The organism is Rhodococcus sp. 06-462-5, from assembly GCF_002258315.1.
In the GTDB taxonomy this organism is placed as follows: domain Bacteria; phylum Actinomycetota; class Actinomycetes; order Mycobacteriales; family Mycobacteriaceae; genus Rhodococcoides.
The window spans coordinates 165691-189004 of the sequence record NZ_NOYD01000012.1 but is presented as its reverse complement, the minus strand read 5'-3'; the positions used below and the strand labels follow the sequence as shown (position 1 = coordinate 189004).

At 64.5% G+C, this 23314-nt stretch carries 21 protein-coding genes; 15 read left to right on the top strand and 6 right to left on the bottom strand.

The window, feature by feature from the left end; genetic code table 11:
* Positions 1-6 precede the first annotated feature (6 nt).
* The 11 genes from CH251_RS06715 (at position 7) to CH251_RS06665 (ending at position 12470) form a co-directional block, all read left to right on the top strand.
* Positions 7-630, top strand: a complete 624-nt coding sequence (locus CH251_RS06715; protein WP_094612553.1) for a TetR/AcrR family transcriptional regulator — start codon at positions 7-9, stop codon at positions 628-630.
* A 59-nt stretch (positions 631-689) separates the two neighbouring features.
* The gene (locus CH251_RS06710) at positions 690-2096 is read left to right on the top strand and encodes a guanine deaminase (protein ID WP_094612552.1); all 1407 of its coding nucleotides are present in this window, start codon (positions 690-692) and stop codon (positions 2094-2096) included.
* 42 nt (positions 2097-2138) lie between these two features.
* Positions 2139-2666 carry a hypothetical protein gene (locus CH251_RS06705; RefSeq protein WP_143537891.1) on the top strand — a complete coding sequence of 176 codons (528 nt, stop codon included), beginning with the start codon at positions 2139-2141 and terminating at the stop codon, positions 2664-2666.
* 14 nt (positions 2667-2680) lie between these two features.
* Positions 2681-3199: a DUF3558 domain-containing protein gene (locus tag CH251_RS06700; protein WP_094612437.1), complete on the top strand. Its 519-nt coding sequence runs from the start codon at positions 2681-2683 to the stop codon at positions 3197-3199.
* 17 nt (positions 3200-3216) lie between these two features.
* Positions 3217-3744, top strand: a complete 528-nt coding sequence (locus CH251_RS06695) for a DUF3558 domain-containing protein (protein WP_094612551.1) — start codon at positions 3217-3219, stop codon at positions 3742-3744.
* A gap of 293 nt (positions 3745-4037) precedes the next feature.
* Positions 4038-4412: a 30S ribosomal protein S12 gene (gene rpsL / locus CH251_RS06690; protein WP_008714048.1), complete on the top strand. Its 375-nt coding sequence runs from the start codon at positions 4038-4040 to the stop codon at positions 4410-4412.
* A gap of 1 nt (position 4413) precedes the next feature.
* The gene (gene rpsG / locus CH251_RS06685; protein ID WP_003941856.1) at positions 4414-4884 is read left to right on the top strand and encodes a 30S ribosomal protein S7; all 471 of its coding nucleotides are present in this window, start codon (positions 4414-4416) and stop codon (positions 4882-4884) included.
* Positions 4885-4979: 95 nt separating this feature from the next.
* On the top strand, positions 4980-7082 hold the full coding sequence (fusA, locus tag CH251_RS06680; RefSeq protein WP_032380505.1) for an elongation factor G: 2103 nt from the start codon (positions 4980-4982) through the stop codon (positions 7080-7082).
* A 102-nt stretch (positions 7083-7184) separates the two neighbouring features.
* Positions 7185-8375, top strand: a complete 1191-nt coding sequence (gene tuf, locus CH251_RS06675; RefSeq protein WP_032380840.1) for an elongation factor Tu — start codon at positions 7185-7187, stop codon at positions 8373-8375.
* Positions 8376-8652: 277 nt separating this feature from the next.
* Positions 8653-9948, top strand: a complete 1296-nt coding sequence (locus tag CH251_RS06670; RefSeq protein ID WP_256978872.1) for a 3' terminal RNA ribose 2'-O-methyltransferase Hen1 — start codon at positions 8653-8655, stop codon at positions 9946-9948.
* A complete protein-coding gene (locus tag CH251_RS06665) occupies positions 9945-12470 on the top strand; it encodes a polynucleotide kinase-phosphatase (RefSeq protein ID WP_094612435.1) in 2526 nt (841 codons plus the stop codon). Before CH251_RS06670 ends, CH251_RS06665 begins: the two co-directional genes overlap by 4 nt.
* A gap of 65 nt (positions 12471-12535) precedes the next feature.
* Here the strand turns inward: CH251_RS06665 and CH251_RS06660 are convergent, their stop codons facing one another.
* From CH251_RS06660 to CH251_RS06650, 3 genes are read right to left on the bottom strand one after another with little or no spacing between them, the layout of a single operon-like run.
* Positions 12536-12925: a hypothetical protein gene (locus CH251_RS06660; RefSeq protein ID WP_143537890.1), complete on the bottom strand. Its 390-nt coding sequence runs from the start codon at positions 12923-12925 to the stop codon at positions 12536-12538.
* Between the two features lie 24 nt (positions 12926-12949).
* Positions 12950-13501: a hypothetical protein gene (locus tag CH251_RS06655; RefSeq protein ID WP_094612433.1), complete on the bottom strand. Its 552-nt coding sequence runs from the start codon at positions 13499-13501 to the stop codon at positions 12950-12952.
* On the bottom strand, positions 13501-14433 hold the full coding sequence (locus CH251_RS06650) for an Asp23/Gls24 family envelope stress response protein (RefSeq protein WP_094612432.1): 933 nt from the start codon (positions 14431-14433) through the stop codon (positions 13501-13503). The genes CH251_RS06655 and CH251_RS06650 overlap by 1 nt, the downstream gene beginning before the upstream one ends.
* 185 nt (positions 14434-14618) lie before the next feature.
* Here CH251_RS06650 and ilvA point away from each other — a divergent pair, with 185 nt between their 5' ends.
* The gene (ilvA, locus tag CH251_RS06645; protein WP_218828273.1) at positions 14619-15782 is read left to right on the top strand and encodes a threonine ammonia-lyase; all 1164 of its coding nucleotides are present in this window, start codon (positions 14619-14621) and stop codon (positions 15780-15782) included.
* Between the two features lie 22 nt (positions 15783-15804).
* Here ilvA and CH251_RS06640 read toward each other — a convergent pair whose 3' ends face one another.
* Positions 15805-16941: a hypothetical protein gene (locus CH251_RS06640; protein WP_179273547.1), complete on the bottom strand. Its 1137-nt coding sequence runs from the start codon at positions 16939-16941 to the stop codon at positions 15805-15807.
* A gap of 119 nt (positions 16942-17060) precedes the next feature.
* Between CH251_RS06640 and CH251_RS06635 the strand changes: the two genes are divergently transcribed.
* From CH251_RS06635 to CH251_RS06625, 3 genes are read left to right on the top strand one after another with little or no spacing between them, the layout of a single operon-like run.
* Positions 17061-20192, top strand: a complete 3132-nt coding sequence (locus tag CH251_RS06635) for an arabinosyltransferase domain-containing protein (protein WP_094612430.1) — start codon at positions 17061-17063, stop codon at positions 20190-20192.
* 55 nt (positions 20193-20247) lie between these two features.
* Positions 20248-21216: an ATP-binding cassette domain-containing protein gene (locus CH251_RS06630; RefSeq protein WP_094612429.1), complete on the top strand. Its 969-nt coding sequence runs from the start codon at positions 20248-20250 to the stop codon at positions 21214-21216.
* A complete protein-coding gene (locus tag CH251_RS06625; protein WP_032394017.1) occupies positions 21213-22007 on the top strand; it encodes an ABC transporter permease in 795 nt (264 codons plus the stop codon). The genes CH251_RS06630 and CH251_RS06625 overlap by 4 nt, the downstream gene beginning before the upstream one ends.
* A gap of 71 nt (positions 22008-22078) precedes the next feature.
* Here CH251_RS06625 and greA read toward each other — a convergent pair whose 3' ends face one another.
* Both greA and CH251_RS06615 read right to left on the bottom strand, forming a co-directional pair.
* Positions 22079-22573, bottom strand: a complete 495-nt coding sequence (gene greA / locus CH251_RS06620; RefSeq protein WP_032394210.1) for a transcription elongation factor GreA — start codon at positions 22571-22573, stop codon at positions 22079-22081.
* A gap of 225 nt (positions 22574-22798) precedes the next feature.
* Positions 22799-23239, bottom strand: a complete 441-nt coding sequence (locus CH251_RS06615) for a DUF4307 domain-containing protein (protein WP_094612428.1) — start codon at positions 23237-23239, stop codon at positions 22799-22801.
* Positions 23240-23314: the final 75 nt, after the last annotated feature.

Here is a 23314-nt window from a genome sequence, read left to right as displayed (position 1 = left end):
ATGGTGATGGCGCGCGAACCCAAGCAGGACCGCAGCAGGGTGACGCGTCAGCGACTGCTCGAGGCCACGATCGATTCACTCGCGGAGCAGGGCTGGGGTGCAACGACGGTCGGCGTGGTCGCCGAACGTGCAGGCGTATCCCGCGGCGCGACCCAACATCATTTCCCGACGCGTGAGGACCTGATCACCGGAGCACTCGAGTACATGTTCGACACTCGGATGGACAGCGCTCGCCGCGAGGCACAGGAGATTGCGGCGGGCCCCGGCCGGACGAAACTGGTGGTGGAGCGGCTCGTCGAGTACTACACCGGGCCGATGTTCAAAGCGGCACTGCAGGTCTGGACAGCAGCGTCGGCCGACCCCGAGTTGCGCGATCGCATCGTCCCCCTCGAAGAACGGTTCGGCCGTCGTGCCCACCAGATGGCCGTCGAGAACCTCGGGGTCGACGACAACGATCCCGTCACGCACCGTCTCGTACAGGCGACCCTCGACCTCGCTCGCGGACTGGGTCTGGCCGATGTCCTGACCGACGACGCACGACGACGTGCCGAGGTCGTGCGCTCGTGGGCAGAGGTATTGGATGCGTCGTTGAACGCGCGGCTGTCCGCTGCTCCGGCGGGAGCGCTCTAGACCCACACGGTCTGCAGCACTGCGCAACCTGTGCTTGAGTCTGGCGGGTGACTTCCGATATCGCGCGCGTGCACCGCGGCCACATTTTTCACGTCGCAGGCTCGCCCACCGTGGTGAACGCGGCGGCCTCGTTGGTGTCGATTCCCGACGGTGCGCTCGTGGTGTCGGGTGAGGGGACGATCGAGTTCTGCGGCGAGTTCGATTCTCTCCCAGACCGATTCGTGCAGGTGCCGATTGCGGATCATCGACCGGGGTTTCTGTTGCCCGGTTTCGTCGACACCCACGTCCACTTCCCGCAGACCTACGCCGGAGATTCCTACGGCGGCGGGCAACTGCTCGAGTGGCTGAACACCTGCATCTTTCCGTCCGAGTCCCGCTTCGCCGATCCCGAGTTCGCGGCCGCAGCGGCCAGAGACTTCTGTGCCGCGCGAATCCGGGCCGGAACGACGCAGGCGATGGTGTTCGGATCGGCGTTCCCGCATGCGCAGGACTCGCTGTTCGCGGAGACGCTCGAGCACGGGCTGCGCATCGTCAGTGGACGCGGAGTCCAGACCACCGGCCCGGCGTCGGCGCAGGACTTGATCACCGGTGAGGACGAGGCGATCCGGCTGGTGTCCGAGGAGATCGAGAAATGGCACGCGGCAGATACCGGCGATGTGGACACGGCGATGCTGCACGTTGCCGTCGTACCGCGGTTCTCGCTTTCGGTGACGACGGAAACGCTGAAGAACCTCGGCGAGCTCTACGATTCCGTTCGCGCGCGAGGCGTCTACTTCCACACACACCTGAACGAGAACAACCGGCCGGGAACCGGCGAGATCGACGCCACCAAGAACGCCTACGGCGTGGATACGTACCTCGACACCTACGACGGCAAGTTCCTGCCGGGCTCGCAGGTCGGCGGCAAGAGCTTGCTGGGTCGACGCACCATCCTGGCCCACGCGGTGCACTGTCAGGACGTCGAACTCGCGCGAATGGCAGAGACCGGCACGTCCATCGCGCACTGTCCCACCTCGCAGCAGTTTCTGGGCTCGGGCACCATGCCATGGATGCGGACCGTGGCCGCGGGGGTGAACATCGCCATCGGGTCGGACTTCGGCGGCGGTGACGAGTGGCTGCTGCCGCAGGTGCTCGCCGATGCGTTCAAGGTGCACATCTCCGAGGCCGGCGACGCCGGACTGTCCCTGCATCCCGCCGAACTGCTGTTCACCGGAACACTCGCCGGGGCGCGCGCCCTGGACATGGAGAACCGGATCGGCAACTTCGACGCAGGTAAGGAAGCCGATTTCGTCGTCGTCGATCCGTCCGCGTGGCCGCAGCTCGCGGTGGCAGTCGATCACGGCGTCCGCGCCGACGATCCTGAGCTCGCCCGCGACCAGACCCTGTTTGCTCTACTGATGGCGATGCGCGAGCCGGCCATCGTCGGGGTCTACGTCCAGGGCCGGAAGCTCGCCGCTTCGCGGTAACGTATGGCGACTCGCTTCCACAGGATCAGGAGACACACAGGTATGGCTCGTCGGACTCGATTCGGTTTACTCGCAGCTGCACTCGCAGCTGTGGGCACCATGGCCCTCGCGCCGGTCGCACAGGCCCAACCGCCTGCCGATGCGCTGCCTGCACCCGCCGAGAACGCGCCTGCGGCCCCGCCCGGACCGGTTTCTGTCCCCGTTCTGCAGATCCCCAACCTCGGCGTCACCGTCGGCGGACTCGTCGTTCCGGATCAGTGGATCGGCACGATCGAGGTCGCGAGCACCGAGACGCCGGGACTGACGCACATCTGGGGCCGCGCCGCCGAGCCGCGGATCTGTACGTCGTACCAGAACTTCGCCAGCCTGCAGGTGGACTTCGTCAACATCGCCAACGGACGCACCGGGTCGGTGAACGCACCGATCTGCCAGCAGGGCAACGGCGTGTTCGTGCCCTCGGGCCCGGTCGTCGCAGACACCGGAAGCGGACCGATTCTGTTCACCGCGCATGTTCTGGCCTCAGGCATTCTGTTCGACATTCCCGGCGTCGGCGGATTCTCGGCCCCGTAGATGTGAGCCACTGGATGACGAGACGGTTCGCGTTGGTCGCGGCGGCAACAGCTGTGCTGATCGCCGGGTGCGGTGGTGCGGAGGACGACGCTGCGCAGCCGGAGGACACAGCCCCGACCACCGCGGCGTACGAGCCCGGTCCCTTCTTCGGCGAATGCGGATCGATCACCGACGCCGAGGTGCAGTCCGCGTTCGGCGCGGGCCCGTTCGCGCAGATCACCCGCAATTCCGTCGGGTGTCAGTGGGAGACGATCGGCTTCGGCGGACCCGGCGTCAGCTTTTCCTGGTACCGCGGCAGCCCTATCGGACGCGAACGCGCCGGTTCCGAGCTGATCGGCCGTCCGGCGAAGGACATCGAGATCGACGGCAACCCCGGGTTCGAGGCCGAGCAGGACACTCTGTGCGAAATAGGTGTGCAGTTCGGCGACGACTTCTTCCACTGGTCGATCACCTACTCCCTCGGACCTGCGGCGCGCCCGCCGTGCGACGTCGGAAACGAACTCGCGACGCTCACAGTGGAGCGCAAGCAATGACCAGTGGAGCGCAAGCAATGACCCGCAGACGAGTGATCGCGGCGGCGTCGACCCTGTTGCTCGTTGCCGGCTGCGCCCAGACCGTCGAGGGAACCGCGAGACCGGCGAGCTTCGCCGGATCCGATGGCCGAGAATTCACCAGATTGTTGACCGAGTGCGATGCCGTCTCCGACGACCAGATCGCCGAGACGACCGGTGCCGACGCCATCGAACGTGGCTTCTTCGGGGCCATCTGTCGGTGGGATCTCGTCGGTTCCGCGGGCACGGTGAAGGTGACGTTCAACTGGTTCGAGTCCGGCACTCTGGCGGCAGAACGAGCCGCCGACGAAAAGATGATGTACACCGTCACCGACACAACGGTGCAGGGCCGCAAGGCAATCCAGGCTCAGCGTCCCGACGATTCGGCGTCGTGTGGCGTCTCGGCCGGGGCGGATCGGGACGGCATCTTCGGGTGGTGGGTGCAGTACCAACCGGACGCCGCCCACCCCGATCCGTGCCAGGCCGCAGCGGAGCTCGCCGATCTCACGCTGAACCTCAGTCGGTGATCGCGTACCCACGCGAGGGGTGTTTTGACCCGAGGTGACGCCGCCGGGTATCGTTATGGGTCGTGTCCGGCCTGGCCGGAACGTTTGTGTGCCTATGCGAGGTACAGCCGTGCGCACGTTCGCTCGAAGAGCGCGCAACCGGCTGGACGTGTGGGGGTATGCGACACACCCGACCGCGGGGTGCAAGAGACCCGCGATAGCAGTACTGGAGCAGCAGCAGTACCGGGTGAGGAGCAGTGTTCTCTTGCTCCAACTGCTAGATCCCTGTTTATCGACACGAAGAAAGCCGGTTTATGCCAACGATCAACCAGCTGGTCCGTAAGGGACGCACCGACAAGGTCGCGAAACTGAAGACCGCTGCCCTCAAGGGCAGTCCACAGCGCCGTGGCGTGTGCACTCGCGTGTACACCACCACCCCCAAGAAGCCGAACTCCGCTCTCCGTAAGGTCGCGCGTGTTCGCCTGACCTCCTCGGTCGAGGTCACCGCATACATCCCCGGTGAGGGTCACAACCTGCAGGAGCACTCGATGGTGCTCGTTCGCGGTGGTCGTGTGAAGGACCTCCCGGGTGTGCGTTACAAGATCATCCGCGGCTCGCTCGACACCCAGGGTGTCAAGAACCGCAAGCAGGCTCGCAGCCGCTACGGAGCCAAGAAGGAGAAGAGCTGATATGCCACGCAAGGGCCCAGCACCCAAGCGGCCGCTGATCAACGACCCGGTATACGGATCGCCGTTGGTCACGCAGCTCGTCAACAAGATCCTTCTCGACGGCAAGAAGTCGACCGCAGAGCGCATCGTCTACCAGGCGCTCGAGCAGGCTCGCGAGAAGACCGGCACCGACCCCGTCGTCACGCTCAAGCGTGCACTCGACAACGTCAAGCCGGCCCTCGAGGTTCGCAGCCGTCGCGTCGGTGGCGCCACCTACCAGGTGCCCGTCGAGGTTCGTCCCGGCCGTTCCACCACGCTGGCACTGCGCTGGCTGGTCACGTTCTCGCGCGCTCGTCGTGAGAAGACCATGGTCGAGCGTCTGGCAAACGAGTTGCTCGACGCCAGCAACGGCCTCGGTGCCGCTGTGAAGCGTCGCGAGGACACTCACAAGATGGCCGAAGCCAACAAGGCGTTCGCCCACTACCGCTGGTGATCCCCTCGCTCGGGCGGCACTCGGAACTATCCGATGCCGCCGGAGCGTTGATCAGCTCAGGCAATACCTCTTCCAACACCAAGGCGGGTTAACTCGTGGCACAGGACGTGCTGACCGACCTCAACAAGGTCCGCAACATCGGCATCATGGCCCACATCGATGCCGGCAAGACCACCACTACCGAACGCATCCTCTTCTACACCGGTATCTCCTACAAGATCGGTGAAGTTCACGATGGCGCAGCCACCATGGACTGGATGGAGCAGGAGCAGGAGCGTGGCATCACGATCACCTCTGCTGCCACGACGTGCTTCTGGAACGACAACCAGATCAACATCATCGACACCCCCGGTCACGTCGACTTCACCGTCGAGGTGGAGCGTTCGCTCCGCGTCCTCGACGGCGCCGTCGCAGTGTTCGACGGCAAAGAAGGTGTCGAGCCGCAGTCCGAGCAGGTGTGGCGTCAGGCCGACAAGTACGACGTGCCGCGCATCTGCTTCGTCAACAAGATGGACAAGCTCGGCGCGGACTTCTACTACACCGTGCAGACCATCATCGATCGTCTCGGTGCCAAGCCGCTGGTCATCCAGCTGCCCATCGGTGCCGAGAACGACTTCGAGGGCGTCATCGACCTCGTGCAGATGAAGGCTCTCGTGTGGAGTGGCGAGACCAAGCTCGGCGAGAAGTACGAGATCCAGGAGATCCCGGAAAACCTCAAGGAGCGCGCGGACGAGTACCGCACCATGCTGCTCGAGACCGTGGCCGAGTCCGACGAAGCGCTTCTGGAGAAGCACTTCGGTGGCGAAGAGCTCACGATCGACGAGATCAAGGGCGCCATCCGCAAGATGACGGTCAACAGCGAGCTGTACCCGATCCTGTGTGGATCCGCGTTCAAGAACAAGGGCGTTCAGCCCATGCTCGACGCGGTCATCGACTACCTCCCGTCTCCCCTCGACGTTGCCGAGACCATCGGACACGCCGTCGGCGACGAGGAGAAGGAGATCACTCGCAAGCCGTCCGCCGACGAGCCGTTCGCAGCTCTCGCGTTCAAGATCGCGACTCACCCCTTCTTCGGCAAGCTGACCTACGTCCGGGTGTACTCGGGCAAGGTCGACTCCGGCGCTCAGGTCATCAACTCGACCAAGGGCAAGAAGGAGCGTCTGGGCAAGCTCTTCCAGATGCACTCCAACAAGGAGAACGCGATCGCGACCGCATCTGCCGGTCACATCTACGCCGTCATCGGCCTCAAGGACACCACGACGGGTGACACGCTCTGCGATCCGCAGAACCAGATCATCCTCGAGTCCATGAGCTTCCCGGACCCGGTCATCCAGGTCTCGATCGAGCCGAAGACCAAGTCCGACCAGGAGAAGCTGGGAACAGCGATCCAGAAGCTCGCCGAAGAGGATCCCACCTTCTCGGTGAAGCTGGACGAGGACACCGGCCAGACCGTCATCGGCGGCATGGGCGAGCTGCACCTCGACATCCTCGTCGACCGTATGCGTCGCGAGTTCAAGGTCGAGGCAAACGTCGGCAAGCCGCAGGTCGCGTACCGCGAGACCATCCGCAAGACGGTCGAGAAGCACGACTACACCCACAAGAAGCAGACCGGTGGCTCCGGCCAGTTCGCGAAGGTCATCATCAAGCTCGAGCCTTTCGAGGGCGAAGACGGTGCGACCTACGAGTTCGAGAACAAGGTCTCCGGTGGTCGTGTGCCCAGGGAGTACATCCCCTCGGTCGACGCAGGTGCTCAGGACGCCATGCAGTACGGTGTTCTCGCCGGATACCCCCTGGTCAACGTCAAGGTCACACTGCTCGACGGTGCGTACCACGACGTCGACTCGTCGGAAATGGCCTTCAAGGTCGCCGGCTCACAAGCGTTCAAGGAAGCCGCCCGCAAGGCCAGCCCCGTCATTCTCGAACCCGTCATGGCCGTCGAGGTCATCACGCCCGAGGATTACATGGGTGAGGTCATCGGCGACCTGAACTCCCGCCGTGGTCAGATTCAGGCCATGGAGGAACGCAGCGGTGCCCGTATCGTCAAGGCACTGGTTCCGCTGTCGGAGATGTTCGGCTACATCGGAGACCTTCGGTCGAAGACACAGGGCCGCGCAAACTACTCCATGGTCTTCGATTCGTACGCAGAAGTTCCCGCGAACGTCGCGAAGGAAATCATCGCGAAGGTGAACGGAGAGTAATTCTCTCCGCTTGCTGGACCACGCTCGACCTGTAATAAGAAACAACACATACGCGTGCATGCCCCGCAGGGGTACGCACAGATCAGTCCAGGAGGACACACAGTGGCGAAGGCGAAGTTCGATCGGACGAAGCCGCACGTCAACATCGGCACCATCGGTCACGTTGACCACGGTAAGACGACGCTGACGGCTGCAATCACCAAGGTTCTGCACGACAAGTTCCCGGACCTGAACGAGGCATCGGCTTTCGATCAGATCGACAAGGCTCCGGAGGAGAAGGCTCGTGGTATCACGATCAACATCTCCCACGTCGAGTACCAGACCGAGAAGCGCCACTACGCGCACGTCGATGCACCGGGTCACGCCGACTACATCAAGAACATGATCACCGGCGCGGCACAGATGGACGGCGCAATCCTCGTCGTTGCAGCAACCGACGGCCCGATGCCGCAGACCCGCGAGCACGTGCTGCTCGCCCGCCAGGTCGGTGTTCCGTACATCCTGGTCGCACTGAACAAGGCCGACATGGTCGACGACGACGAGATCATCGAGCTCGTCGAGATGGAGGTCCGCGAGCTCCTCGCTTCGCAGGAGTTCGACGAGGACGCACCGGTCATCAAGGTCTCCGCACTCAAGGCACTCGAGGGTGACGAGAAGTGGGGCGAGTCGGTTCTGGAGCTCATGCAGGCCGTCGACGATTCCGTCCCGGACCCGGTCCGTGAGACCGACAAGCCGTTCCTCATGCCCGTCGAGGACGTCTTCACCATCACCGGCCGTGGCACCGTGGTCACCGGACGTATCGAGCGCGGCTCGGTCAACGTCAACGAAGAGGTCGAGATCGTCGGCATCCGCCCCGGCTCGACCAAGACCACCGTCACCGGAATCGAAATGTTCCGCAAGCTGCTCGACTCGGGTCAGGCAGGCGACAACGTCGGCCTCCTCGTTCGTGGCATCAAGCGCGAAGACGTCGAGCGTGGACAGGTCATCATCAAGCCGGGCACCACGACTCCCCACACGGAGTTCGAGGGCAACGCTTACATCCTCTCGAAGGACGAGGGCGGCCGCCACACGCCGTTCTTCAACAACTACCGCCCGCAGTTCTACTTCCGTACCACGGACGTTACGGGCGTTGTGACCCTTCCCGAGGGCACCGAGATGGTCATGCCCGGTGACAACACCGAGATGTCCGTCACGCTGATCCAGCCGGTCGCCATGGATGTCGGCCTCCGTTTCGCAATCCGTGAGGGCGGTCGTACCGTCGGAGCCGGTCGCGTCACGAAGATCGTCAAGTGATCTAGTTCCACCAGCTGTACCTGAAAGCGGCACTCACCCGAAAGGGTGGGTGCCGCTTTTGCGTTCGCCCCCCGTTGGCGTCAATGGACCATTGCACCGCTCAGACGTATGCAGTGGTTCATTCACGCGGCCCGATGCGGCCACCCACGGTGGGTGAATGGACCCTTGCACCGCTCAGACGTATGCAGTGGTCCATTGACGCGGCCCGAGGTGGCACCCGGAAAATGGGACGCGTCGGACGCCCCGCTCCCGTAACGTCGCTGCGGTGCTACTGACCGTGACTGCAAATGCCACAACCGATTTCCCGGACGCCTCCGACATCGGGTATTTGTTGCACAAGCACCCCGATCGCGTGCAGACGCGAAACCTGCCGATGGGCAACACGACCGTGCTGTACCCGGAAGTCTCGGCCACGCGCACCACAGTCGCAGTTCTCGTCGATGCCGACGCAGCCTCGGGACTGGCGGTGGCACTGTCGCGACTGTTCAAGCAGACGCTCGCCGGCGTGTGCACCGGTAGACCTGAATTGGTTTCTGCTGCAATCGATCTGACGATCTCGATGCCGGCCGCGCCGTCGCGCGGCGGAAACGATCTCGCGGGTCGGCTCTTCGGTCCCCTCGGATGGATTGTGGGCGCGACGCCCATTCCGCTCGATTCGACGCAACCGCGCTGGGGCGACTCCGAATACATCGACCTCGTTCTCACCGGCACGTTCACGCTGTCGGCCGCGCTGCGGCACCTGTACGTCCTTCTTCCGGTCCTCGACGACGCCAAGCACTACTGGGTGGGCGAGGACGAGGCCGACAAACTCGTTCGCGCAGCAGGGGATTGGCTGGGAGATCACCCGGAATCAGCATTGATCGCGTCCCGCTACCTGGCGCACCGTCGCGAACTGGTGGCGTCTGCGTTGGACCGGCTCGTCCCGGATGTGCCCGACGACGTTGCAACGCCGAGAGATCCGACGTTGGCTGAGCAGCGGGTGCGTGCCGTACTGGCGGCTCTGGCAGGCGTCGGCGCGAAGTCGGTGATCGATCTCGGTTGCGGTGAGGGTCGACTGCTGCGAGAGCTGTTCTCAACCAACGATTTCGAGCGTATTGTCGGTGCCGACGTGAGTGATCGCGCACTTGCCAAGGCTCAGCGCAGGCTGCGTCTGGACGACATGTCCGATCGGCAGCGCGCTCGGATCGAGCTGCTCCAGTCCTCGGCCACGTACCGCGACGTTCGGTTGCACGGATTCGACGCAATGGTGCTCATGGAGGTCATCGAACACGTCGACCTCGACCGGCTCCCGGCGCTGGTGCGCTCGGTGTTTCTTCAGGCGCGTCCGCGAACGGTTCTCGTCACCACACCCAACTCCGAGTACAACGTGCTCTATCCCGGTCTCGAACCGGGAGCCTTCCGTCACGTCGATCACCGATTCGAGTTCACTCGCACGCAGTTCGAGCAATGGTGTTCGTCGGTGGCACGTGAACACGCCTATGCGGTGCGCGTCGAGGGAGTCGGCCCCATCGACGACATGCACGGCACCCCGACCCAGATGGCCGTATTCACCCGAGAGGAGAAGTCCCGATGAGTACCTTCGACATTCCGGATCGGTCCCTCGTCGTACTCGTGGGTATCAGCGGCTCCGGTAAGTCGTCGTTCGCCGCGCAGCACTTCGGTCCGTACGAGACGGTGTCCAGTGATGCCTGCCGAGGCATGGTGAGCAACGACCCCAATCTGCAGAGCGCAACCAAGGACGCGTTCGCGCTGCTGGAATTCCTGGTCGCAACCAGGCTTCGGGCCGGTCTGCTCACCGTCGTCGACGCGACGAACGTCCAACCGGCTGCGCGTAGAGCACTGATCGCGTTGGCTCGTGAACACGATGTACTCCCGGTGGCCGTCGTACTCGATGTGCCGGAATCTGTGTGTGCACAGCGGAATGCGGAGCGAACCGACAGAACGTTCGGCCGAGACGTGCTGCGTCGCCAGCAGTCTCAGTTGCAGCGCTCCATGCGAGGGCTGTCCAAGGAAGGTTTCCGCTCGGTCCACGTACTCGACGGTGTCGAGGCGGTAGCGTCGGCGACGTTCGTTCGCACCCCGCTGCGCAGTGATCGCCGGGAGCTCACCGGCCCCTTCGACGTGATCGGCGACATCCACGGCTGCCTCACGGAACTCGAAAGCCTGCTCGCAACAATGGGTTACGCGATCGAGCGGGACGATGACGGCCGCCCGGTCGGTGCGACGCCACCGGCCGGTCGTACCGCGGTGTTCGTCGGCGATTACGTCGATCGCGGACCGGACTCGGTGGGAGTCCTGCGGCTCGTTATGGGAATGGTCGGTTCCGGAACGGCATTGGCAGTTCCGGGTAACCACGAGAACAAGCTCGTCAAGGCACTGCGTGGGCGGAAGGTGACCACCTCGCACGGTCTGGCCGAGACCCTCGAACAGCTCGAATCGGAATCCGACGAGTTCCGCCGAGAGGTTCTCGAGTTCTGCGACGGCCTCGTCGCGCACCTCGTGCTCGACGGCGGCAAGCTCGTCGTGGCGCACGCCGGACTGATCGAGAAGTACCACAACAGGGCGTCGGGCAGGGTTCGAAGCTTTGCTCTCTACGGAGATACCACCGGCGAGACCGACGAATTCGGCCTGCCGGTGCGGTATCCGTGGGCGCAGGACTATCGGGGCTCGGCGACGGTGCTCTACGGGCACACGCCGGTGCCGGAAGTGGAGTGGGAGAACAACACTGCGTGCCTCGATACGGGATGCGTCTTCGGTGGGAAGCTCACGGCGCTGCGCTATCCGGAGCGTGAGGTGGTGTCGGTTCCGGCCGAGAAGGTCTGGTACGAGCCTGCCCGCCCGATGGGCACGTTCACGCGGGATGCAGCATCGCTCGATCTGTCCGACGTCATCGGCCCGACTGGCGTCGAGACGTCGCTGCGTGGGCGGGTATCGGTTCGGCCGGAGAACGCCGCGGGCGCACTGGAAGTGATGAGTCGGTTCGCGCTGGCTCCGCAGTGGCTGCACTATCTGCCGCCGACGATGGCTCCGAGTGCAACATCGGAGCGCGAGGGTTATCTCGAGTATCCGACAGAGGCATTCGACGCGTATCGCGCGCTCGGTGCGTCGACGGTGATCTGCGAGGAGAAGCACATGGGCTCGCGGGTGGTTGTTGTGGTGTGTCGAGATTCAGCCACCGCTCGAAAGAAGTTCGATGCGCCGGAGGGAGTGCGCGGCACCGCGTACACGCGGACGGGTCGTCCGGTGTTCGACGAGTCGCTCACCGGCGAGATGATCTCCGGGGTGTCCGACGCGATCGAGAAGGCCGGTGTGTGGGACGAATTGGCCTCGAGCTGGCTGATTCTCGATTGCGAACTGATGCCGTGGTCTGCCAAAGCGGAGGGCCTGATCAAGACCGAGTACGCCGCGGTCGCTGCGGTGTCCTGGGCGAATCTCGGGGCCGAAGCGGCGGTCCTGGCATCGGCCGGAGCGCGCGGTTTGGCTGTGCAGGAGTTGCAGGAACGCAACACCGTTCGGCAGGGCAACTTGGGCGAGTTCACCGACGCGTATCGCCGGTACATCTGGCCGACGGACGGACTCGACGGAGTTCGGATCGCGCCGTTTCAGGTGCTGGCGTCGAACGTCGAGACGTATGCGGATCGTCCGCACACGTGGCACCTCGACGTCGCCGACCGATTGGTTGCAGCAGCCCCTGAGGTGTTCGCCACCACTCGGAGAATCGAAGTCGATCTGTCGAACCCGGATTCGGTTGCGGCAGGGGAGAAGTGGTGGGAGGAGTTGACGGCGCAGGGCGGCGAGGGCATGGTCGTCAAACCGGCAGCGAACGCTCCACGCGGAAAGATGCAGCCCGGCACGAAGGTTCGCGGCCGGGAGTACCTTCGGCTGATCTACGGTGCCGACTACACCGACCCGGATCGACTGACTGCACTGCGCAACCGAAACGTGGGACACAAGCAGTCGATGGCGCTACGCGAATATGCGCTGGGAATGGAAGCACTGGGTCGGTCGGTGCGCGGTGAGCCGCTGTATCGCATCCACCAGGCCGTGTTTGCGGTCCTGGCACTGGAATCCGAGCCGGTCGACCCGCGGTTGTAGGTGCCGTGGGCAGTGGTGGGGTCGAGTGCCACCTGGGGCACTCGATCACACCACTGCCGCAGGCACTAGCCCCTCGGCGACGAGAACGGACTGATGCCTGCGCTGATCGGTGCCGCAATTGCTGCAACGACGGCTATGGACGCCCAGAACGTCGGTGAGTCCAGCATCAGACCGCCTGCGAGACCACACACTGCGACGACGACGCCGCATCCCAGCAGCAGTGCCGATCCCACAGCGGCGTGAACTCGGCCGCTTCTGTCCGGGCCGGAACGTGCTTTGAGCCAGATCATCGTGCCGGTCGTGACGAATACCAGTGGGGAGTAGAAGAAGACCGAACTGCCGCCGAGTTTCGAGGCGAAGGCGGCAACAACCAGTACCGCTCCGAATGCAATGGGCACGGCGAGGGGCATGCCGCCGGACCATCGCTGGAACCTAGTGCGCGTCGATGCAACCATGGCTTCACCGTACCGCCGGGGCTGCTACCGCCGCTTGTCGACGTGCAGTTGAATGCGGGTGGCGACGTGTGTGCCGGCGAGTGATTCGGCCACGAAGGCGGCACGTGATTCGGCCCGGGCGGTGAAGTCGACGACATCGAAATCTGCTGCAGCGTAAACAGACACAGCGACGGTGGGCATTCCTCGATCATCGATCGCCGTACCGCGGGCGCGTCGAACACCGGGGAACTCGGCCAACTCCGCGGCGACGCCCGAGGCGATGGCGCTCAGATCCACGTGCGCCGAGAAATGAGGCTCCTCGATGACGCTTGCCGTTCCGGTCGTGCGCGGAGAGAAGTTGCCGATCAGCAGAAGCAGCGCCACGACCACTGCGATGCAGGCAACCACAGCCAGCGTCGGCACCCACCAGCCCTGTTCCGGTAGTTCCGAAATCCGTGCGCGGTCGAAGCGAGACAGCGTTTCTCGCGCCCATTCGATGTCGTAGTGCCAGACAAGCGTGAATCCGCCACCGGCGATCAAGCCCACTCCGACCGCGACGGCAAGGAGTCGATCCACTGCGGCGACAAGTCGTTTCATCACGACACCCTGGCAGGAACTGCCACCGACTGCTTCACCGTCAGGCGTCGCCCGCCCGCAGCAACCGACAGTGTCGGAGCGAGCGTCTCGCGCACGTCGACGTCGACACGGTCGGCGCCGTAAGCAGCATCCCGCTCGACTCGCACCTCGATCTTCTTACGCGTGACAACGGTGTGTGCGTCCACCACTCCGCGGGTGGACTGCGCTGCAGCACTGCACAATCGGGCGATGTCCGTGGCGGTGGCCCAGACCGTCGACGCGCCCAGGCCGGAATGCGTTCTCGTTCGAGGCTTGACCCCGATGAACACCAGAAGCAGCCCGACGACGGCAGCTCCGATCGCCGCGGCGATCATCCAACTCTGCCAGTGCAATCGGGCGACCCATGAGATGGCACCGGCGATCCACGGGCTACCACCGAGGTGGCTGCGTGCGATCAGGAATTCCCTGCCTGCGACGAAGGCCACACCGATGAGTGCGAACCCGAACAGCAGTGCCAGCGGCATCGCGGCAGGCCCGGCCGTGGGTGGCCGAGGTGCAATGACTTGCGATTCTTCGGTATTCGAAGTGGACGAGAAACCGGTGTCCAACGTGGTGTCTGATACCAGGACGTTCACTCGATGCACGTGCAGCCCCGTCATCGTCGCCAACGCGGCCTCGACGGTGGCGTGCACGGACTCGGTCACCTCGGTGATCTGCGACGGCCAGGTCACCCCGATGTAGAGGTTGACGGCGATCGTGTCCTCGCCGAGGGTGACGTCGGCTCGGGGGAGTTCTCGACCGGTCAGTCGCGAGAAGCCGCCGGTGGTGCGCGTGACCCGAGGATCCTTCAGTGCCGCCGCGATGGCGGTCCGGGAAATGGCCCGATCCTTGATCTCGACGCTGCCACGCATCTCGCGGCCGTCGTCGACCTCGTCGGATCCAGCCTGCGTCATCACCGAGAATCCTTTGCGCCGGTCGCGGCTCGCTGTGGTGCGGCACGCGCTCCACAACTGTAGTGACGACCGGTGGCGGATGACGTCACGAGAGTAATTGTTCCTGGCATACTGCCACCGTGTCGGAAATTGTGCGGGTGACCGCGTCGGATATCGCCTCGGCCGAGGAGCTGCTGGAGCCGGTCATGCGCCGGACCCCGGTGGTGGCCTCGCGAATTCTGTCGGACCTCACCGGCCACGAGGTGCGCCTGAAGTGCGAGAACCTGCAGCGCACCGGATCGTTCAAGCCGCGCGGGGCGTACAACCGCATCGCCCGGCTCGACGCCGACCAGCGTGCACGCGGGGTCGTCGCGGCCAGCGCGGGCAATCACGCTCAGGGTGTCGCCTGGGCGGCGTCGCAGGTGGGGATCGACTCGACCGTGTTCATGCCGGTGGGAGTGTCGCTACCCAAGCTCGTGGCCACCAAGGCCTACGGCGCGACGGTTCATCTGGTGGGCAACACGGTGGACGAGGCGCTGACGTCGGCGAGGGAATTCGCCGAACGCACCGGTGCCACCCTCATTCACCCGTTCGACCACCTCGACATCGTCGCGGGGCAGGCGACGCTGGGAACCGAACTGCTGCAACAGATGCCGGACGTCGGCACCATCGTGATTCCCACCGGCGGCGGAGGACTGTTGGCCGGGGTCGCCGCGGCGGTCAAGTTGACCAAGCCCGATATCAGGATCGTCGGCGTGCAGGCCGAGGGCGCTGCCGCATGGCCGGCGTCGCTGAAGGCGGGGCATCCGGTCGCGTTGGCATCGATGTCGACGATGGCCGACGGTATCGCGATCGGCCTGCCCGGATCGGTGCCGTTCGATCACGTGCAGGGCTGGGTCGACGACGTGGTGACCGTCAGCGAGGATGCGCTCTCGCGTGCGTTGGTGCTGTGCATCGAGCGCGCGAAACTCATCGTCGAGCCGGCGGGGGCGGCGGCGGTGGCAGCGCTGATGACGCACTCGGCGGACGAACTCGGATTGACCGGCTCGGTGTGTGCCATTCTCTCCGGTGGGAACATCGACCCGCTGCTGCTCACCCACGTGATCACTCACGGTCTTCGAGCGGGTGGACGTTATCTCGCGGTGCGCGTGACCATTTCGGACAAGCCGGGCGGACTCACCGGTGTACTCGGGGTGGTGCGCGACGCCGGTGCCAGTGTCGTCGACGTCGTCCACTCCCGTACCGGTGGACGTCTGGGCCTCGAGGAGGTCGATGTGATGCTGACCGTCGAGACCCGCGGACCCGACCATCGAGGTTCGGTGCTCGATGCCTTGGGTGCGGCCGGCTACGCGGTGCACGTCGAAAGCTGACCTGCTGGTCGACACAACCGATTCAACGCCGCAGACTTCGACGGATCACCTGGCCGACACGAGCACCTGCACTGCGCATGTAGAACAGTGCCGGTGTCCAGTAGCTTCGTCGAATCGCTGTGTTCACAGCCTGCCTCAGTTCGGCGTGGGAAATACCCGACGCCTGCATCGCGGCGAGTGCGGTTTTCAGATAGCCGCGATCGCGGCTCCTCAGATTCATTCGACGAACAGCGCGCACATCGATGCCTCCGGGGAAAGTCGTGCACTGTGCACCTGCGACCGACAGCCCGATCTGGGTGCGAACGCACTTGGCGCACCTGCCGCAATTGAAGGCCCCGTCGGGGTTCTCCCAACAGACCCGCAAATGGTTCATCGCGGTCCGGTTCCCGCCGATACGACGAATTTTGCCCAGACGCTGCAGATCGAGCTCATGGTGCTCGAACACGACTGTGCCACTCGACCACAACGGGTCGAGGTCGGGATGAGAGCCCCACGGGGCGAGTTCCTCGCGACAGTTCGAGGAGGGAATGATGACGGTGCTCAGGTGTTGCGACAGCGCCAGACCGACGTGCGCCAACGCGGCGCCGTGAAAGTCGTATCCCCAGTCGAGGGGCAGTCGGTTGCCGAAGGCCGACCTGATCGTGGTCTTCACCTCGATCAACGGCTTGCCCAACTCCGCCGCCGACTCTCGGGCTCCGGCCAAAGCTCTGATCGCCAGGCTTTCGTCGTCGATACCGATATCGAAACCGTGGACGAAGATCAGGTGAGTGATGCGGTCCGACTGCGTGATCGCGGAGTAGAAGCTGTCGACGCCCCCGCTGAAGAAACAACCCACTCCCGTCGCGCCGGTAGCGACACGGCCGGGTTCGGCCGAGATCGATACTTCTCGAAAACGCTTGGGATACCAGTCGAGAAAGACCTTCTGAACCTCGGATGCACCCCGAAGTGCAGTCGAATCCACGGGGCCGTCGAACGTGATGTCCCAACCCTTGCGCATCCCGGCCGTCAGGAGCGGCGGAAGCCACGGGGTGTGGGAATGGTCCAGCGGATAGTTCGATTCCGTCGTCACCCGTGCCTCGGCACCGGATGGGGTCGTTATTCGCGCGGTGATGGGGCCGGCACCGGTGCCTTCGACATGCACCGACATCGGGCTGATCACCGGCCTGAGTGTGCCACAGCGAGCGTCGTCCAAGCCGGATTCGTCTCGACGGGCCGCTTCGGGACCGACTGGTACCTTGATCAGCGACTTGGACCAGGACATCGGTGGGAGATATTTGCATGGCTCGGCTTGTCGCGATCGTCTCCGCTGTCCTGGGAATTCTACTGACGATCGCGATACCGCTGCTGCCGATCGAGCAGCAGCAGTCTTCGCTGACTTGGCCGCAGTCGAACACGATCGGCAGTGTCGAAGCTCCGCTCGTCGGCTACACCCCGATCAGCGTCGACGCGACCATTCCGTGTGCGGCCGCGAATCGTGTGCCCGACGGCGGGTTGTTGTTGTCCACTTCGCCCAAGGGTTCGCCCGACGCCTATCGCTACGGTCTTGTCGCGGAAGTAACCGGCGGTGAGGCGTCACGACTGAAAGTGACGCTGCGTGATTCCGTCCTCCTCGAGAAGCCGGTCTCGGAACTCGGCCCTTCGACTGCGGGCGACTGTGCGCTGACGATCACCTCCAACGGCACGGCGACCACCGTCGGACTCACGGGCGAAGACACCGTCACTCGCGAGGGTGACGAGCGGCCTCAGCTGGTGGGCGTGTTCAGCGATCTTCAGGGCAACATTCCCGGTCTGTTGCTGCAGGCCGAGCTGGACAGTCGATTCTCGTCGACCCCGAGCGCGCTGAAGTGGTTCGCGATGATCGTCGGTGTACTCGCCACGGGCATCTCGCTGGTGGCACTGCATCGCATGGACCTGTCCGACGGCCGACGGGCCCGACGGTTCCTCCCGCGACGCTGGTGGACGTTCGGCGGTGCCGATGCGGTGGTGATCGGGACGCTGCTGGTGTGGCACATGATCGGCGCGAACACCTCCGACGACGGCTATCAGTTGGGCATGGCGCGCACGGCCGATCACGCCGGGTACATGGCCAACTATTTCCGCTATTTCGGTGTGCCCGAGACACCGTTCGGAACACCGCTCTACGACATGTTCACCCTCATGTCGCACGTCTCGACGGCCAGTGTCTGGATGCGTCTGCCGACGCTGATCTGCGCTGTCGTCGCGTGGCTCGTTCTCAGTCGCGAGGTAATTCCCCGATTCGGTGCGGCCGCTCGCGCGTCGAAGACCGCGCTGTGGACCGGTGGCCTGGTGATGCTCGCGTTCTGGCTGCCGTACAACAACGGCCTGCGCCCGGAGCCGTTCGTAGCGCTCGGAGTGTTGCTGACGTGGTGCTCGGTGGAGCGCTCGATTGCGACCCGCAGGTTGCTGCCCGCAGCCGCGGCGATTCTGATCGCCGCGCTGACGGTCACGTGCGGTCCCTCCGGATTCATCTGCTTCGCGCCGCTGATCGCCGGGGCACGACCGGTGTTGCAGATCGTCGTGGCCCGCGCGCGGCAGTTCCGCAGCCCTGTGCTGGGCGCGGTGACGCTGCTCGCCCCGCTGATCGCGTCGGGCACGGTGGTTCTTGTGTTCGCGTTCGGCAACCAAACCGTGGCCGGCATGCTCGAGATGCAGCGGGTGCACAACGCGGTCGGGCCGAGCCAGGCCTGGTTCGACGAGTACCTGCGCTACCAGTGGCTGATGAACATGGACATCGACGGATCGCTCGCGCGCCGCTTCGGAGTGTTCGTGATGATCGTCTCGCTGATCACGGTGGTCGTGGCGATGCTGCGCAAGGGCGGCAAGATTCCCGGCACCGCAACCGGTCCCGCGCGTCGGATCGTCGGCATCACCGTCGGGGCGATGGCCCTGATGATGATCACCCCCACCAAGTGGACCCACCACTTCGGTGTCTTCGCCGGACTCGCCGCGTCGGTTGCGGTACTGGCAGCCCTGGCGACCGGTGCGGCGGTACTGCGATCGCGGCGCAACCGACTCCTCTTCGCCGCATCGGTTTCGTTTCTACTGGCCGTCGCATTCACCGGAACCAACGGCTACTGGTACGTCTCCGCATGGGGAGTTCCGTTCTGGGACAAGCCGATCCTGGTAGCCGGCCTCGGCATCTCGACCATGTTCCTCGGTCTGACCCTGCTGCTGTTGCTCGCCGCCGTCTGGTTCCACCTCCGCGAGCCCTATGTGCGCACCGACAAACCGATGGCGCGATGGTGGTCGGTGCCGCCGATCGCTGTCGGGGCCGCCCTGATGGTGCTGGTGGCCGTCGCGTCGATGGCCAAGGGCGCTGTGGCGCAATGGCCGTCGTACTCGATCGCGAAATCGAACCTCTCGGCGCTGACCGGTGACACGTGCGGTCTCGCGAACGACGTGTTGCTCGAGACGAACCCCAATGCCGATGTGCTGCAACCGGTCAGCGGGGACGCGTTCGCCGCACTGGGCGCAGAGAACGACGGGTTCACCCCCGACGGTGTGGCGGGCGACCTCACCGCAGACAAGGAATCCTCGGCGTCGGGCACCTCGAACACCGTCGATACCGAGGAACAACAGCAGCCGACGTCGACCACCGGAGCCGGAACCGGTGGCAGCGCATTGCCGTTCGGCCTGGACCCGCGAGAAGTCCCGGTGCTCGGGTCGTTCGGATCCGATGCCCCGGCCACACTGACGACCGGGTGGTACGCACTGCCCGCCGATCCCGGCGACCTGATCTCCATCGCCGCTGCCGGACGCATCCGCTCGGTCGACTCCGACGGCATCGTCACCTACGGGCAGAGCCTCGAACTCGAGTACGGCGTGGACGGCCGAGCAGAGGGGCGAGTGACGCCCATCGACATCGGCCCGACGCCGTCGTGGCGCAATCTGCGCGTGCCCATGGACCAGATTCCGGCCGATGCCAACACCATTCGGCTGGTGCTCACCGACGCCGATCGCGACCCCGACCAATGGTTGGCGGTCACCCCGCCGCGAGTTCCGCGGACCCAGACGTTGAACGAGGTCGTCGGCCGTGACGCTCCGGTGCTGCTGGACTGGGAGGTCGGCTTCAACTTCCCCTGCCAGCGTCCGTTCGATCACCGCCTCGGCGTCGCCAAGGTTCCGCAGTATCGGGTGCTGCCGGACCGCAGCGGTGCCGTCATCACCAACGCGTGGCAGGACCACTACGGCGGCGGGCCACTCGGATGGATCGACATCGTTGCCTCGGCCCGCACCATTCCGTCGTATCTGGCCGGCGACTGGGACCGTGACTGGGGATCGATCGAGCAGTACACCCCGTACGACGACTCGGCGCGGGCGGCGCAGATCACAGCCGAAGAGGTCCAGCGTTCGGGTCTGTGGACGCCCGGTCCGATCAAGACCGGTTAATCTCTACGCGTTCGGAAGTCCTTTTACCGACCAGTAGAGAAACGGGGACAGGGCAATGGCGAACGCTATAGAAGTAGAGGACCTCGTACTTCGGTACGGCAAGAACGTCGCGCTCGACGGGATCGATTTCACCGTTCCCGAGGGCACGGTGCTGGGTGTGCTCGGACCCAACGGTGCCGGAAAGACCACAGCAGTCCGTATTCTCGCCACCTTGCTGCAGGCGACATCGGGCTCGGCCAGAATCTTCGGACTCGACGTCGCCAAGCAGGCGAACGAGGTGCGCAGCACGATCGGACTGACCGGCCAGTTCGCGGCCGTGGACGAGTACCTCACCGGGTACGAGAATCTCGAGATGGTCGGCCGACTGTTCGGCCTGCGCAAGGCGGAGGCCAGGAAGCGCGCCGACGAACTGCTCGTGCGCTTCGACCTGGAGTACGCACGTGACCGCACCGCCAAGCAGTACTCGGGAGGTATGCGTCGGCGACTCGACATCGCGGCCAGCCTGATCGGGCGGCCACGAGTGGTGTTCCTCGACGAACCCACCACCGGGCTCGATCCACGAAGTCGAATCACCATGTGGGAGTTCATCGCAGATCTCGTCCGCGACGGAACCACCATTCTGTTGACCACCCAGTACCTCGAAGAGGCCGATCGTCTGGCCGATTCGATCATCGTGCTGAACAAGGGCAAGATCATCGCCCGCGGCACTGCAGACGAGCTCAAGGCTCAAACGGGCGGCGAGCGAGTCGAATTCGTGCTCACCGATCGATCCCAGGCCGATCGTGCGATGCAGATCCTGGCCCCGATCGGCGTCGAGCCGCCCACCCTCGACGATCAGGTCGGCCGGATCGTGATGCCCGTCAACGGGGGATCGAAGGACCTGTCCGCCGCACTGGTCCAGCTGGAAACGAACGGAATCGAGGTGGTCGACGTCGGTCTGCGGCGGCCGAATCTCGACGATGTGTTCCTGAGTCTGACCGGTCAGACCACCGGCGAGCCCGAGACGGCGGAGGAAGAGAAATGAGCAACGTTCTCCTGGATTCGGCGATCATCACCAAGCGAAATCTGATCAAGCTCAAGCGAGTTCCCGATCTGCTGTTCTTCGCCACGCTCTCCCCGATCATGTTCGTCCTGCTGTTCGCCTACGTCTTCGGCAGCGCGATCGAGGTTCCCGGCATCGACTACAAGAGCTTCCTGATGGGCGGCATCTTCGTGCAGACGATGATCTTCGGTGCCTCCATCACCGGGTCCTCGCTGGCCGAGGATCTGCAGAAGGGCGTGATGGATCGGTTCCGGTCGTTGCCGATGGCACGGTCGGCCGTCGTCATCGGGCGCACCGCAGCCGACGTCGGAAACAACATCGTCACCATCACGATCATGTCGATCACCGGCCTGATCGTGGGTTGGCGGATCACGTCGTCGTTCTTCGACGCTCTGCTCGGGTACGTGCTGCTGCTGCTGTTCGCATACTCGATCTCGTGGGTGATGGCGCTGGTGGGCCTGATCGTGCGCTCGCCGGAGATCTTCAACAACGCGTCGTTCATCGTGATCTTTCCGCTGACGTTCATCGCCAACACCTTCGTCCCGATCGACAATTTTCCCAGCGTGCTCAAGACGATCGCGGAGTGGAATCCGATCTCGTCGGTGACGTTGGCGGTGCGAGAGCAGTTCGGCAACACCAACCCGATGGCGCCGCCGCCGGAGGTGTGGCCACTGCAGAACCCCGTGCTCTACACCCTGATCTGGGTCGTGTTGATGCTCGTGGTGTTCGTGCCGCTGTCGGTACGCAAATACCAGAAGACGATGACCGCCTGACCCTGCACACGGAAAAGCACCCCCGGTCGCTTGGCGACCGGGGGTGCTTTCGACGTCTTCTGAGAGAAGGCTTACGTGTGGTACGGCTCCGCGCTCACGAGCGTGACCTTCATGGTCTTGCCGTTGGGCAGCGTGTATTCGCGGGTGTCGCCGACCTTGGCGTCGATGAGCGACCCGCCCAGCGGTGACGCGGGGGAGTACACCTCGAGCTTGTTGTCGCGGGCACCCTCTTCACGAGTGGCGATCAGGAACGTCTCCGTGTCGGACTCGTCGCCGTCGTAGTAGACCTTGACGACGGACCCGGGCAGTGCGACACCGGACTGAGTGGGTGCCTCGCCGACCTTCGCGTTGTTGAGCAGCTCCTGCAGCTGGCGGATACGTGCTTCCTGCTGGCCCTGCTCCTCACGCGCAGCGTGGTAGCCGCCGTTCTCCTTCAGATCGCCCTCTTCGCGACGCTCGTTGATCTCGGCGGCGATGACGGGGCGATTGGAAATGAGCTGGTCGAGTTCGCTCTTGAGCCTGTCGTGTGATTCCTGGGTAAGCCAGGTCACCTGGGTCTCGGTCATCTCGATCACTCCCTCGTAGTCGGAATCTCGAGTTCGGATTCCGGTTTCTGAGCAGGTAGGGCACGCAACGAACAGGGGACTCCAATGGTTGGATCCCCTAGGTCGGCCCACATCCTGGAGCCGTCGTCGTCGTTCGCAGGTGAACCCTGCCCGCAATGCAGCAATACACGGCACCTACTGCGGTGGCCGTGTATGGGCCGAGCTTACCACGAACAGGCAGTTCGCCTATCGGGCTCGTAAATATTCGGGAACATCGAGGCTGCAGCCGTAGACGTCGCCGACGGCAGGGGCGGCCGACGTCGTCACCTCGGTGGTCATCTCCACGGTGGTCGACGCCGACTCCGGTGGGACGTACACCTCACGTCTGCCGGTCTCGGAGCCGTCCCGCGATCGGGCGCGAACGATGCACACGGCCGGTTGCTCGGGATCCTGCCGGGTGACGCTGAACCTGATCGACATCGTCGAGTCGTCGACGATGTCGAACGAGAGTTGACTCCCCTCGATGGGTTTGACCGAGAACTTGCTGTACGCGTAGTAGGCCACGCCTACTCCGACCAGCAGGACCAGGGCCACCAGTGCGATCTTCGTCGCACGTTTCGGAGCCTGCCGAATGCCGCTGGGACCGGAACCCGACGGGTATCTACCTGCGGGAAGTGCGTTGGTCATGTCAGCTCTCGGGGTCGATTCGGGGGTGCCGCTGGGGGCCTGTCGGCGTCAGGTGGAACTATAGGTCAGGCAAGA